Source organism: Streptomyces sp. NPDC058000 (genome assembly GCF_042886435.1).
Lineage (GTDB): Bacteria > Actinomycetota > Actinomycetes > Streptomycetales > Streptomycetaceae > Streptomyces.
This window is the reverse complement of record NZ_JBHVQS010000079.1, coordinates 21,122-34,066: the sequence shown is the minus strand read 5'-3', so window position 1 is coordinate 34,066 and position 12,945 is coordinate 21,122. Positions and strand designations below refer to the sequence as shown.

Annotated in this window: 10 protein-coding genes and 3 pseudogenes; 4 read left to right on the top strand and 9 right to left on the bottom strand. The window is 68.7% G+C overall.

Annotated features, from left to right (window positions below; genetic code table 11):
* The first annotated feature begins 226 nt into the window (after window positions 1-226).
* Entirely contained in the window at window positions 227-2,458 is a 2,232-nt protein-coding gene (locus ACFVT2_RS39395; protein WP_390026225.1) for a PQQ-binding-like beta-propeller repeat protein, read from the top strand.
* Between the two features lie 11 nt (window positions 2,459-2,469).
* Window positions 2,470-2,694 (top strand): annotated as a pseudogene (locus ACFVT2_RS39390) (hypothetical protein); the annotation flags it as partial.
* 246 nt (window positions 2,695-2,940) lie between these two features.
* On the opposite strand, the gene ACFVT2_RS39385 reads toward ACFVT2_RS39390, so the two are convergent.
* From ACFVT2_RS39385 to ACFVT2_RS39370, 4 genes are all read right to left on the bottom strand, one after another.
* Window positions 2,941-3,468 carry a hypothetical protein gene (locus ACFVT2_RS39385; RefSeq protein WP_390026222.1) on the bottom strand — a complete coding sequence of 176 codons (528 nt, stop codon included), beginning with the start codon at window positions 3,466-3,468 and terminating at the stop codon, window positions 2,941-2,943.
* 528 nt (window positions 3,469-3,996) lie between these two features.
* Complete coding sequence (locus ACFVT2_RS39380; RefSeq protein WP_390026221.1) at window positions 3,997-4,365, bottom strand: hypothetical protein; 369 nt, start codon at window positions 4,363-4,365, stop codon at window positions 3,997-3,999.
* Window positions 4,365-4,538, bottom strand: a complete 174-nt coding sequence (locus tag ACFVT2_RS39375) for an RICIN domain-containing protein (RefSeq protein WP_390026219.1) — start codon at window positions 4,536-4,538, stop codon at window positions 4,365-4,367. The genes ACFVT2_RS39380 and ACFVT2_RS39375 overlap by 1 nt, the downstream gene beginning before the upstream one ends.
* Before the next feature lie 187 nt (window positions 4,539-4,725).
* Window positions 4,726-4,971: a hypothetical protein gene (locus ACFVT2_RS39370; protein ID WP_390026217.1), complete on the bottom strand. Its 246-nt coding sequence runs from the start codon at window positions 4,969-4,971 to the stop codon at window positions 4,726-4,728.
* A gap of 739 nt (window positions 4,972-5,710) precedes the next feature.
* On the opposite strand from ACFVT2_RS39370, the gene ACFVT2_RS39365 reads away from it, so the two are divergent.
* Window positions 5,711-6,100 carry a VOC family protein gene (locus ACFVT2_RS39365; RefSeq protein ID WP_390026215.1) on the top strand — a complete coding sequence of 130 codons (390 nt, stop codon included), beginning with the start codon at window positions 5,711-5,713 and terminating at the stop codon, window positions 6,098-6,100.
* A 267-nt stretch (window positions 6,101-6,367) separates the two neighbouring features.
* On the opposite strand, the gene ACFVT2_RS39360 is transcribed toward ACFVT2_RS39365, so the two are convergent.
* A complete protein-coding gene (locus ACFVT2_RS39360) occupies window positions 6,368-7,195 on the bottom strand; it encodes a M55 family metallopeptidase (protein WP_390026213.1) in 828 nt (275 codons plus the stop codon).
* A 1,178-nt stretch (window positions 7,196-8,373) separates the two neighbouring features.
* Between ACFVT2_RS39360 and ACFVT2_RS39355 the strand changes: the two genes are divergently transcribed.
* Window positions 8,374-9,942, top strand: a complete 1,569-nt coding sequence (locus ACFVT2_RS39355; RefSeq protein WP_390026210.1) for an alpha/beta hydrolase — start codon at window positions 8,374-8,376, stop codon at window positions 9,940-9,942.
* Window positions 9,943-9,950: 8 nt separating this feature from the next.
* On the opposite strand, the pseudogene ACFVT2_RS39350 reads toward ACFVT2_RS39355, so the two are convergent.
* The 4 genes and pseudogenes from ACFVT2_RS39350 to ACFVT2_RS39335 all read right to left on the bottom strand — a co-directional run.
* Window positions 9,951-10,058: pseudogene (locus ACFVT2_RS39350) on the bottom strand (IS5/IS1182 family transposase); the annotation flags it as partial.
* Between the two features lie 33 nt (window positions 10,059-10,091).
* Window positions 10,092-11,272, bottom strand: a protein-coding gene (locus tag ACFVT2_RS39345; RefSeq protein ID WP_390026207.1) for an IS3 family transposase whose coding sequence is annotated in 2 segments (ribosomal slippage) — window positions 10,092-11,005 and window positions 11,005-11,272 — 1,182 coding nt in all. Because the reading frame shifts where the segments join, the coding sequence is not laid out codon by codon here.
* Window positions 11,273-11,329: 57 nt separating this feature from the next.
* Window positions 11,330-11,569 (bottom strand): annotated as a pseudogene (locus tag ACFVT2_RS39340) (DUF664 domain-containing protein); the annotation flags it as partial.
* Between the two features lie 583 nt (window positions 11,570-12,152).
* Entirely contained in the window at window positions 12,153-12,545 is a 393-nt protein-coding gene (locus tag ACFVT2_RS39335; RefSeq protein WP_390026205.1) for a hypothetical protein, read from the bottom strand.
* Between the last annotated feature and the right edge of the window lie 400 nt (window positions 12,546-12,945).

The window sequence follows — 12,945 nt, the reverse complement described above, 5'->3', positions numbered from 1 at the left end:
TCACACAAAATCACACCAACCCCCACACCTGTCTTTGAAGTACTTAGCCCCGACGTGCGGTACGCAGGGGGGCGCCCCGGCCCTTCCCCGGGCCGGGGCGCACCCGTGCGTACGGCCTCGGTGAGAGGGGGAGGGGAGCTCTTCCCCCGCTCTCCGGACGGTGTTGAATGAGCCGTGTCCAGGGCGCGACGAATGTGGTGCCGGATATGGCGCGGGAGGGGTGGCTGTGCGCGTTCTGGGGGACCGCTACGAGCTGGTGTCGTTCGTGGGTCGCGGCGGCATGGGGGAGGTGTGGGAGGGCCGGGACCGGGTGATCCGGCGTCGGGTCGCGGTCAAGCTGCTGCCGTACCGCCGGGGCGGCGAGTTGAGCACGGAGCTGTTCTTCCGCGAGGCGCGCACGGCCGGAGGGCTCAGCCACCGCGGGGTCGTCACCGTTTACGACATGGGCCAGGACCCGGGCGACGGCACGCTGTTCCTGGTCATGGAGTTCGTGGAGGGCCGGGACCTGGCCGCCGTGCTGCGCGAGGACGGTCCGCCGGCGGTGCCGGTCGCGGTGGACTGGGGTGTGCAGGGCGCTGCTGCGCTGGCCGCAGCCCATGATGCGGGCATCGTGCACCGGGATCTGAAGCCGGCGAACCTCATGCTCACGTCGGGCGGCGACATCAAGATCCTGGACTTCGGCATCGCCCGCTTCATGGTGGCCACCGACAAGTCCAGCAAGGTCATGGGCACCCTCGCCTACATGGCGCCCGAGCGGTTCCGGGAGCACAGCGGCGACGCCCGGACGGACCTGTACGCGTTCGGCTGCGTGCTGTACGAACTCCTCACCGGCGACACCCCGTTCAGCGCGGCGGACCCGGTGTCGATGATGACCGCCCACCTCCAGCAGACGCCCACCCCGCCCGGTGAACTCCGTCCCGGCGTCCCGGCGGCGCTCGACGACCTGGTCATGCGGCTGCTGGCCAAGGACCCCGCGGACCGCCCGGCATCGGCGGCCGACGTCCGCGACGCGCTGCGCGCACCGGGCATCGCCTCCGGGGCCGACCCGGCGCCGCCCTCCGCCGCCGAGGTGCCCAGCACCGCACCGGCCCGCGATACGCCACCCCTCCACACGCCGCCCCCGGTCGAGCGCACGCCGACCGAGCACACCCCGGGCGGCCCGGCCGCGGACGCCGGTCCGGGGCCTTTCGCTGACCGGCACCACCTCCCCACGCAGACGGCGCCGCCGCCCGAGCCCGCGCACCGGCCGGCCGCCGGCGGCGAGCCGGCACCGGACCCGCTCCCCGGCCGGCGCCGCGCCCTACGGCTCGGTCTCGGAGCGGCCCTTGCGGCCGGAGTGACCGGACTGGCGCTGTTTCCCTGGGGAGACGGGCAGGACGGCTCGGCGGCAGGCGGCACCGGCACGGGAGCCGGCGCTCCGTCCGGTACGTCGGCGCACGGCGCCCAACCCTGGCACTACTACGCCTCCACGCTCGTTCCGCGCGGGCCCGCACTCTCCGGTGGCGTGCTCTACCTCTTCGAGGGGGGTATCTGGATCCACGCCGTGGACGCCCTCACCGGCGAGAAGCGGTCGAGCGTCACCGTGTACGGCGCCGAGCTGCCCAACGGGTTCCTCGCGGCGGCCGGCGGAATGCTGTTCGTGGGCGGTGCCAAGGGCAAGCTGTACGCGGTGAAGAGCACCGGCGGCAGCCCGACGTGGACGTTCACCGCCGGCAACGACATCGGCTGCGCTCCCACCGTGGCCGGCAAGCTGGTCCTGGTCGGCAGCCTGGACAAGTCGCTGCACGCCCTGGACACCGCCACCGGCACCGAGAAATGGTCCTTCGCCACGGGGGGCTTCGTCCTGTCCCCGGTGACGGTGGCTCACGGGACGGTCTTCGTGGGCAGCGACGACCGGAACTTCTACGCTGTGGACGCGGCCACCGGCGCCAGGAAGTGGGCGTTCCGGGCCGGCAGCACGTTCCGGGCGACCGCCGCCGTGGACCGGGGCGTCGTCTACGTCCCCAACAACGACCAGACCCTGTACGCCCTGGACGCGGCCACCGGAGCGAAGAACTGGGCCGTCCCCCTGGGCGGCGGCACCAAGCCCGACGCCAACGACTTCCCGTCCTGCCCGGTGGTGGCCGACGGGACGGTTTACGTCGGAGGTCGCGACAACCTCCTCCACGCCCTGGACGCGAAGACGGGCCGCACCAAGTGGACCTACGGCATCTCCGGCGACTTCAGGCCGACGACACCGGCCGTGGCGGACGGCACGGTCTACGTGGGCAACCGAGCGGAGCCCTACGGGACCCTCTGCGCCGTCGACGCGTCGACCGGCCGCAAGCGATGGTCCTTCAGGACCGGTTCCGCGGTGGGCGACATCGGTGCACCGGTCGTGGCCAACGGCCTGGTGTACGTCGCCAACAGGGACGGCCTGTACGCCGTTGTCGCCACCACGGGTCAGGGCCGCAGCTGACGCCTGCCCCGACCCGTCGGCTGGATGCCGCCGTCGAGCAGCTGCGGGCACTGCCCGCCGATCAGCGCGAGCATGAGGTCCTGGACGAGGACGTCGCCCGACTATCCCCGCTCAAGCACACCAACCTGAACGTCCTTGGTCGCTACAGCTTCCGCGGCTCCGGCCCGGCCGGCGGGGCGCTTCGGCCTCTGCGCGACCCAGCCGAGACGGACGACGACGAGGGCGCCGAGGACTGACTGCCGCAGCCGTCAGCCACACTGAGGCGATCAGCCAGCGGGCGTCAGCGCGGCGCCGTCGTACTGCTCGACGGCCCAGGGCAGTACGACGCAGGCCAACAGGAACCACTCGACTCGGTTACCTCAGCCCCATCGAATGCGAGGAGAAGCACGACGCCAACCACGCGACGGCCGAACAAGTGAACCTGAGACCCCGTCACCCCCTTCTGATCAGCTCACCCGCACCTCCCGCACACCGGGGGAAGCTCAGACCCGTTCGAGCGAGAAGAGCTGCGTAACGTCACTGGCCCATTCCGTCAGGGTGATCGAGTGACCGTCGACGGTCCAATACAGGGCTGGGCCGGGGGGCGGGACGCGGATAGCGAAGACCCCAGTGGTGATCTGTACGATCTCCCAGGCCAGGCTGGTGGGGTCGATGCCCTCGTCGCTGATAGTGATCACCTGGTTGCTTTCGCCATAGGCGTATAGCCAGGTTACGTGGTTCCTGATGGTGCTTTTGGTCCCGTTCGTGCCGATTTCCCACTGCTCGAAGGCGGCCGCATGAGTAGCGTCGACGATGACCGACCCGCGCTGCGGCTCCTCCGGGTTGGGGAAGCTCTTCAGTGTCCAGCCTTGGTTGGCGATCCGGTAGACGGTTGCGAGCCCCTCTCGGCGTCCGCGCCGAAGCTCGGTTTCTGTAGGCGGAGCGGCCGCGGCGGCCGTGCTGCCGAGGGCGGCGAGCAGGCCCCCGGCACCCACGGTGAGGGCAGCGCGGCGGGACAGATTCATGGTCATGGCGTAGTTCCTCCTCAGAGCCTCATCGGGGCTCGATGTGAGGATCAGGTTCCGCTCCCCGCCATGCCAGTGACCAGGATGTTTTCAGCCCAACCCGCCTTATTCGGAAGGTTCATCACAGAGAGCTATTTATCGAACATTTGCCGCAGGCGGGATCGGGGCAGCGGGGATCGCTGCCAGAGAAGCCGAAACGGCTGGGTTCGCTGTCAAAAGCCTCGGTTGGATGACAAAGCGACTGGCTTCACTGTCCAAGGACACGGGGTGTCCCGTCACAAAAGATCTGGTCCGTGATCAGGGCTGCGACCTGCGGCGGCCAGATGGGTTGAGACGCCGAGATGGCGGTTTTCTCAGATGATCTGGTCCCGCAGCCGCTCGACCTACGGGCCGAGCCCGCCGATCGGCAGGTAGGGCTCGATGAACTTCCACTGCTCATCACTGAGTTGCCTGCGCATCACGCCCAGCGTTCCACCGGGTTCCGTCGCCGTCCAAGGGCGGAACCCGAAGATTGATCACAACGTCACACAGACCCTAGTGGCCGGTGGCAAACCGGTCGGCGGCCTCGTCGATAACGTCGTCGGCCACCTCGTCCCGGGCCGTCAGACCGGCCGTCCACAGCGGCATCAGCCAGAACGTCACCAGGGCGACGACCAGAACGGCCGGCAGCGCACCCGCGGGGATCGTGCTGCCCACCCAGTGCAGCGCGCCGACGGCGAGGACCACGCCGAAGAGCATGGCGACGGAGATACGGTGGGCAAGGGCGTGGACCCGCTGCCGCTCGGCGAGTTGACGCTCGTCGAGGACGCGGGCGCGCAGTTCCAGCAGTCCGCGGGTGGAGCCGTTGATGATGCCCGTCGCTATGCACCACCGCGGCAGCACGACGAGCACTCCGGCTACCATCAGCCACGGCTGGCGCGCCACGTCTGAGCGGCGCGGTAGTCGAACCGCATGTACTTGGGGAGCTGAGCAATCGGGGCCGACTCCGAGTGGGACTCGGCTGGCACGGCCAGATACTGCCCGCTCTGGTGATTCTTGATCCGGTACCCGATGCCGTCCTCGATGAGAGCGGTCACAAGTCTCTCCCTGCACGTCGATGATCAGATTGCACTCACGGTACGTGTCGTGACCGGGGGGGTAGCAGAGAGCAATTTCAGCCAGATGCACAGGCACTGCTGCGGCCACCTGGGCAACAGATGCGTACGGCGCTGCGAGCCGAGAACCGTCGCAGGGCTACACGCTGGAAGCCGAAGTGGCCAGCAGTCAGGCGGCCCAGCCGACGGAGGAGACGTTGCTGTAAGCGTCGTAGTCGGAGCCGAGGTCGGGGATGAGATCGTCCCAGACCCGGTCCAGGGCCTCGGCGTCGTCCGCCAGCCACGCGTCGACGGCCGCGTCCCAATAACGGGGGCGGACGGTGAGGGGGCGGGTGTTCAGGTCGCGTTGGTGGCGGGCCTCGACGTGGGTCTGGTCGACGGGGTTGATCTCGATGCGGGTGCCGCCGCGCGCCATCAGGCGGCGTTTGAGGTAGGCAGTCCTCGTCCGACTGACATTTCGTCATCACCAGGCCCGCACATCGCCAGACCCAACGTAGGCAAGGGACCCGCTCGCCGAGGCCGACTCCACCGGGACCAAGACGACGTCGAGTGGGACCACCCGCTCCGTGCCGCCCCAAGGCCAAGGGCCAACAGCACAGCGCAGCGGAACACCGTTCCCCTCCCGGGGACACCCCTCCCCCATAGGGGAACCGTCTTCACCACCACAACCCGTCAACAGCACCCCTCGCCCCCTCGCGTCCGCCGGCGCCGACCCGCTCGCAGCCGGCTCGGGGCCAAGGGCAAGGAGAGGACCAAGGCGACGAGGCCCGGAGCCAGTACCGGCGGCCGACAGTCGACCACCGGCCACGACAGAGCCGAGGAGACAGCCGGAGCAGGCGGCAGCAGGGTCAGGACGCAGCCGCGGCGGCCAGGGCGGAGCCCAAGCCGCAGGCCCGGAAGCGGGCCGGCGCGGCCAGATGACGCCGCTCGCTCCGCGAACGGCCGAGCCGAGCGACGGCCAAAGCGCCGCGGCCGGGGAACACCGGCCAACGGGTACGACCCTGACGTGGCGACAGTGGCACGGGCCCGGACGACGACCAGAGCACGGGCGATGGCAGCTGAGAGCCGGCTCAGGGCCCCGGCCGGGCCCGGCCGACCGGCAGGGACCACGTAGCGCAGTGCGGTTGCCAGCGTGCGCGGCTAACGTCGGGTAGATGACAACTCGCGTACGGTGCCTCACTATCCCAGCCCGGAATCCTGCAGCACTCGCCCGGTTCTGGGGCGGGGTGTTGTTCCGCCCGGTGATTGACGGCAGTGACGGACTCCACCTGCAGATGGTCGAGGGGAATGAGCCGCAGGCGCTGTACTTCACACCGTCGGCGGCCCGATCGTTTCCAGGCGACGGCCCGTTCCTGAGCGTCGGGGCGTTATGCGGCACGATCGCCGACGAGGTCGGACGGCTCGTTTCCCTCGGCGCCCAGCTTCTCGATGAGCAACCCGGCGATCTGCGTTCGGTGATGATGCTGGACCTGGAAGGCCACCCGTTCCGGGTCGAGTTGAGCGAAGAGGAACTCCTCGACGAAGAGGTCGCCCCCTTGCGGTAGCGACAGCGACGGCCGCGCACCGTACTGTCTGCGGCAGTGTTCAGCTGCGGCTCCCGCTCCGCCTGATCACGGCACCTGCCGTCGCACGAGCAGGAGGCCGGACCACGAGAAGAAGACCGGGCGCAAGTGGCCGGCCTGCTGGGCGATCCTGCTTCCCACGGCGCGGATCGTTCGACCAGACTGCGGTTCGCATGGGTGGCAGACGTAGGAACAGGTGGGTCAGGAAGATATTCGCCGTAGCGGTTCCTCCCGACTCTGCCAGCGCGGTCACTCGGCGACCCCCCTGGTGAGCAGCACCACGGTGACAAACGTCCGATACAGTCCGATCGCGTCGTCGTCGGTGACGTGCACGGTCAGCTCGTCGTCGTCCGGCACCACCCCGTTGATCCATGTCGCCATCTCGGCGAGGTCGGTGTTGCGGAAGCGGATGGTGAGCGTGGCGGGGAGTGCGATCCGAGGTGGCTGCGTGCCGGGCAGCCGCTGGATCGCGTCATGGGCCTTCTCCCTGATCAACTCACGTGCTTCCTCGGGGTGCATGCTGTCCGCCGCGAAGCGTGACACCGAGGTCTTGATCACCGCCGAGCAGATGCCCGGACACAACGGCCTGATCTCCTCGGTGGTGGTCCGGTCACCTGTGATCAATACGACCGGCACCCCGTGCCCGAGCGCAACCAGCGCGTTGATGCCGCTCTCCCCCACGGGCGTGCCGTTCAGCCATACACCGGCAATGGCCCGGGGATTGTAGGTATGGGAGAGCGTCGACGGGGCCCCAGCCATCGAGCCGTGGTACGAGACGAAGAAAACTCCGTCGAACGAGGCGTCGAGGCCCTGCATCATGTACAGCGGCTTGTGCCGGCCGGACAGGTACCGGGCCCGGCCGGCAAGCGCGTCCGGCCTGAGATTGGCCATCGCCGCATGCGAGTCGTTGACCAGGAACTCGGTCGCCCCCGCGGCCATCGCGCCCTCGATCGCGGCATTGACCTCCTCCTGGAGCAGGCCGCAAAAGTACTCGTACCGGGAACCTCCTTGCCTGCACTGCTCCCACTCGACGACTCCCGCGGTGCCCTCCATATCGGACGAGACAAAGATCTTCACAGCCACTCCTCGGACGCGATGGGCACACCGCCGCCACTGTGAACCCGACGGCACCTGCGGGAAAGAGGCCGTAACCGGCCAGGAACCGGCCCCGCTGCCACGCCGGCACAGCATCGTCCAGAGCGCGGCGGCGGACGCGGCGCAGTGGGCGACCGAGCGGCAGGCGGGCGCAGGCGGACACCAGGCAGGCGGACGCGCCTCGTACGCCTGCGGACCAGAGCGGGCCCCGCCGGGCCCGCGGCACGGCCGGCGCAGGCGCACCGGGCAGACACCGACGTGCAAATGAGCGGCAGGACGGCAGGGCGGGGCGACGACGCAGGACAGACGGCCGGAAGGTACACGAGCCGCTGCGCGATGGGCCCGAACAGGCCAGCCCAGACGAACGGCAACGCACAGCGGATGCGCTGCCGGCAGCAACGACGACCGCTGCGGGGCGCGCTCGTACGGGGGCAAGGAGTCACCGAACCCGGCGGTCTTCCATAGGGGCAGCCCTCAGTTGCTCGTCGCGGCGCGCAGTAGTGCCAGGAGCTTGTTGGCGGCGTCGGCGACCGGCTGCCCCAGCTGACTGAGCGACAGAGCTGACCGGCCGGCCCGCCGAGAGACGACCCGGCACGCAGCGCGGGAAAGACGCCGGAGAGGACACTGGATTCACTCTGGCCCACGCTCAGCAACTGGCCTCGGAGGAGAGAGTTGCCGCCAACGACGTGGCACTCCTGGTGGCGCCGCCTTGGGCGTCGAGGCGGCTTGCGACGGTGCGGTCGGCACGGGTGTCCCCGCGCTCAGATCTTCGGCACCCCACCCCGCGGAGGCCTCGTAGCCGGGTGCCAAGGCTGCGTGGGCCGAGATCTAGATCGCCGGAGACGAGGGGGACGCCGAGCAGGCGGCAAGGTCAGACGACTTCGATACCCGCTGCTCCCGTCCTGCGACTTCCTCGCCGAGCCCTGGTCACTCTGATCGTGTCGCTGCTCGTCCCCGTCACGCCGGTCCGTGACCACAGCCGGTCACGGCACGGAGCGGTCTGGATCTTCGCCGGCTGTGTCGCCCCCCAGATGATGGCGCTGCGTGTTTGCCCGCCGACGGTGCGTAGACCTCATATCCGACTGTGACGGAGGAAATAGCGCATTAGCCGTGACTCTGAGCATGCTTCCCCGGGGGTCAGCGAGAGAGCGAGAACGGCAATGTCCATTCCCCGCCAGTCCAAATCCTTGACGGCCGGTGTGTTGGCCGTCACCACCTTTGTGGTGACGGTGTGCGGTGTCGGTGGCGCCGCAGCGTCCCAGCCCGACGACGCCAAGGGCAGGAACACTTCTGCCCCGGCGCTGCCCGCGCACTTCGCGCAGCAGAAGGTCCGGTGGACGTCCTGTGGCGTGGACGTCACCCCGAAGGCCGTGCCCGGTGCGGAGTGCGGCTGGGTGAAGGTGCCGGTCGACTACGCAGACCCGGACGGGAAGACCGTCAAACTGCGGGTGTCGCGGGTGCGGGCCAAAGACCCCAGCCGTCGGCTGGGGTCGCTGGTTTTCAACCCCGGTGGGCCCGGCGAGGGTGGTGCGGGCTTCGTGGCCGATGGAGAGTGGCATGCCGGTGAAAAGGCTCGGGCCCGCTACGATCTGGTCGGCTTCGATCCGCGGGGCATAGCCGGTTCCGGGCAGATCAGGTGCCCCGACGGTGCGCCGGATGAGCCCCAGAACCTGCCGCGTACCGAAGCGGGGGCCGAGAAGGCGTTCGCCGACGCGACCCAGCGGGCCCAAGGTTGCCAACGGGCGAGCGGCGCCGTTTTCGCGCATATGGACAGCGTGAGCGTTGCGCGCGACCTGGACGTGCTGCGTACGGTCCTCGGCGACGCCAAGTTGAACTACACCGGCGTTTCCTACGGCACCTTCCTCGGCCAGCAGTACATGAAGCTGTTTCCCGAGAAGGTGGGCCGGATGGTGCTGGACGGTGTGGTCAACCCCGCCGCTGATATGCAGCAGGTCACCCTGATCGACGTCAAGACCTCCGAAAATGCGTTGCGTCGATACGCCCGAAGCCTCGTCGCGCGCGGCGATGACCGGCTGGGGGACACTTCCGGGGAGGTCGTGCGGCGGCTCGTCCGGTTCGCCAAGGAGCTGGAGCGGAAGCCGCTGCAGGCGGCCGACGGTCAGGAATTCACCGACGCCACCTTGTCCAGGTTTCTGAGAACGGCGCTGAATGATGAAGAGAGCTGGCAGCGACTGACCAACGCGCTGGTGGCCGCCTTGGACGGGGACGTGAGCGCCTTTGAGCATTTTGAATCCGGTACGGGCGGCGAGAGGCCGACACCGCAGGAGGAGCAGGCCGAGAAGAACACGTCCTTGAGCATGTCGGCGGTGCTGTGCCTGGACTCCCCGTCAGCGCCGAAGTCCCCGAAGGAGATGCTCCACACCGCCGACGCGTTCGCCAAACAATCGCCGCTCTTCGGTCGCATCTTCGCCTGGCAGATGATCGACTGCGCGACGTGGCCGCTCGCCCCCACCGGCGTAGTCGGGCCGATCAAGGGCTCCGGGGCCGCACCGGTGCTGCTGGTCTCGTACACCGACGATCCGCGAACTCCGCTCACGAACGCGCAGGCGGTGCAACGGCAGTTGGACAACAGCTCGCTGCTCGTACGCAAGGGCCGGGGGCACGGGGCGTACGCCTCGGAGAATCCGTCCACGTGCACCGACCGTGCCGTCGACAGGTATCTGGTCGGGGGAAAGCTACCCGACAAGGTCGCCAACTGCTTGAGCTGACCCGTTGAGGCCGGCGAATGTGCCAGGCGGGTGTCGGCGTCGATGATGACCTGCACGTTTGCCGAAGAAAGGTAGTTACGTGAGGAGGCGCCGACCTTCCGGTCACGGACCGGGATCGGGGCTTTGCCCTTCATCGTGGACACCGGTTGTCATGCGGCGGTGGCCAGCGTAGTTGATCGCTGCTCGTAGGCGATCGGGCTGATCTGGCCGAGGCGGGAGTGCCGCCGCCCGGTGTTGTAGCGGGTCGCCCGGCGGAAGACCGCGAGGCGAGCCTCACGGGCCCCGTTCCACAGCTTCCGTCCCTGGAGCGTCTCGCGTTTCATGGTCGCGTTCAGGCTCTCCGCGGCGGCGTTGTCCGCGCTCGTGCCCACCGCGCCGCGTGACCTGGTCACGCCGAGCTCCGAGCAGACCAGGGCGAACTCCTTCGACACATATTGCGCCCCGTTGTCGCTGTGGAAAATCGCCCCGCGAAGACCGCCGGCGCCACGGGCCGCCGCGGCGGCCCTGAGCGCGTCGGTGACCAGACAGGTGCGCATGTGGTCGGCGATCGACCAGCCTGCCAGCCGCTTCGAGTGCAGGTCCAACACCGTTGCCAGATACAGGAATTGACCATTTCCAACAGGGAGATAGGTGATGTCTCCCACGTACTTGGTGTTCGGCGCCTGGGCGGTGAAGTCGCGCCGCAGCAGGTCCGGCACCGGCGTCGCCGACGGCTCGGGAATGGTGGTGCGCACCTTCTTGCGCAGGTGCAGCCCGACGATGCGGAACTTGCGCATGACGCGCTCGACACGCTTGTGGTTGACCGGCCTCCCGGCATCCTTCAGCTCGGCGGTGACGCGCGGGACCCCGTAGGTGCCGTCCGATTCCCGGTGGATCCGGGCGATGCGCTCGGCGAGCTCGGCGTCCGCCCTTGCCCGGCCGGCCCGTGCTTCCGCGCCAGCCAGCCACGGGCAGAAACCGGACCGAGAGACCTGCAGCATCCGGCACAGCCGCCTGACGCCGAAGACGTCACGGTGATCGTCGACGAACTGGAAGCGGCTGCCCACCAGCTGGTCTCCGCCGCAAAATACTTCGCGGCCCTCCGCAGGATCTCCCACTCGAGTTCGAGTTCCTCCACCCGCGCCCGCAGCTGCCGGTTCTCCTTCTCCATCGCAGTGGCCTCCACGGCCCCGGGCCGGGCGGCCTGCTCGGCATCCCGCACCCAGGTGCGGAGCGTCTCGTGGTTGACGCCCAGGTCCTTGGCCACCGACGCATACGTCCCACCCGGCCTCGAGTGGTACAGCGCGACGGCATCGGCCCGGAACTCAGGCGAGTACTTCGACGTCCCCAACGGGAACTCCTGTCCTATGGATCATCACGATCCAATGATCAGGGTGTCCACGACCAAGGGGAAACGCCCGTCATCGAGCCAGGGCAGCGGCTCGCCGGACGGCCGCCCGAAGGTGTCGCCGAGGTAGCCCAGTTCCACACTGGCCACGTGTTTCACCAGGCCCAGGAGGTTCGTGCCGGTCGGCGTCAGCGGGCGGCGGATGTCGTACTCCGAGAGCCCTTCGAGCTTCCACAGCAGGGCATCACGGGCGGACTGCAAGTAAAAGTGAAGGTCAGCCTTGGCATCTGATGCGGTCATGCGGCCAGTCTGCCGCCCGCGCGATCTTTGTCCACCGCCTTTTCCACCGCTCGCGGCGAACCATCTGACACGACGAGCGAATCGGACCAGTTCACTTGAGACAGGGACCAGATCGACAGAGACGGGACATCAGGCGTTCGCCGCCGAACCGCCTCAAGGCCATCGAGCGAGAGACCGAAGTGGCCTGACAGCTGGGGACATTCCTTACATACGTAACTGGGGACCCAAGGCCGTACTCCGACACGTGGGGCTTATCCCGCGCACCCTCCACGGTAGGCGCAGGGTGTGACAGCCGGATTCGGGCTGGCAAGAGTTCGGCGCACGAGGCGTCACCAGAGCCCGGGGGAAGCAACGAGTGGCCCTGACCGGACGGCGCGGCCCCGGACGCTGAATGGACCGGACGGCAGCGGGATGAACGGGATTGCACGGAGCGGGAGTTGGAGACGAATGGCGACACGGGCGTACGGGAGTAGGCGGAACGGCCCGGCCGAGGCGTGGCGCCGCCGGTGGAAGGTTTTTACTGCCCTGTGCGCGGTTGACCGCTAAACGGTGGTCGTCGGGCTTCGGTGCGGAGGTGCCGTAGCTACAGCTGAGCCTTGGTTGTGGTCTTGATGCGGGTGTCCAGCAGTGCCCACACGCGGCGCCCGTCCGGCGCTGCGTCTGTTCCGCAGGAGGATGTGACGGCGGTTGCAGCGATGCGGGCCAGAACATCATCGTCTGGGGCAGGGTCGGGACAGTGGCTGAGCACGACGACGAGCGCCATCGCGTCCTGGTCTGCCACATGGACGCTAATCCGCTTTCCCTCATCCGCCACGGCCGCCTCGACCAGGAGTTGGCACACGCTCGTGACCGCTTCCTCGTCCGTTCGGTAGCCCCAGCCCCGAAGGGCCTCCGCCACGCGACCGCTGACTTTGCCGGCGGCCCATCGATCAGACGTGATCGTGAAGTTGCAGACCTGGCGGTTGCGAACTGTCATACGAGCTCGTGTGCGTGTGGCAAGGCGCCGGGTCTGCGGGCTGGGCAGCGGTAGGCCGGCGAGTGTTTCAGGGCGCGGAAGCTCGACCGGCCGCTTCGGAGGCGGAGGTGTCTTTGGAGGGTAAGAGGGCGGGACTTGGGGTCCCGTTGCATCCAGGGGGTCCATCTCCCCACTCTTGCGGTGGAAGACGATGTGTGGCAAGAGGACCTGGCAGGGGCTGGTCGGTCGGGTCCGGACAGCGTCGAGCGGCCTCGGCGCAGTTGCTCCACCTCGGCGGGAGGGGCGGTCGCGGGTAGGGCCTCGGCGACCTCAGCAGGCCCGGGCGTACCGGCGGATCTCCGGAGTCGTTCGCCACGCCGCGGCGGCAGGACGGACGAGCAGGTAAGCGGCCAGGAGCACG

Bases quoted from the DNA above. Each gene is read 5' to 3' on its own strand.
- ACFVT2_RS39380 (WP_390026221.1), bottom strand. From the start codon at position 4,365: ATGGTAGCCGGAGTGCTCGTCGTGCTGCCGCGGTGGTGCATAGCGACG.
- ACFVT2_RS39355 (WP_390026210.1), top strand. From the start codon at position 8,374: ATGTCCATTCCCCGCCAGTCCAAATCCTTGACGGCCGGTGTGTTGGCC.
- ACFVT2_RS39335 (WP_390026205.1), bottom strand. From the start codon at position 12,545: ATGACAGTTCGCAACCGCCAGGTCTGCAACTTCACGATCACGTCTGAT.
- ACFVT2_RS39370 (WP_390026217.1), bottom strand. From the start codon at position 4,971: ATGGCGCGCGGCGGCACCCGCATCGAGATCAACCCCGTCGACCAGACC.
- ACFVT2_RS39365 (WP_390026215.1), top strand. From the start codon at position 5,711: ATGACAACTCGCGTACGGTGCCTCACTATCCCAGCCCGGAATCCTGCA.
- ACFVT2_RS39385 (WP_390026222.1), bottom strand. From the start codon at position 3,468: ATGACCATGAATCTGTCCCGCCGCGCTGCCCTCACCGTGGGTGCCGGG.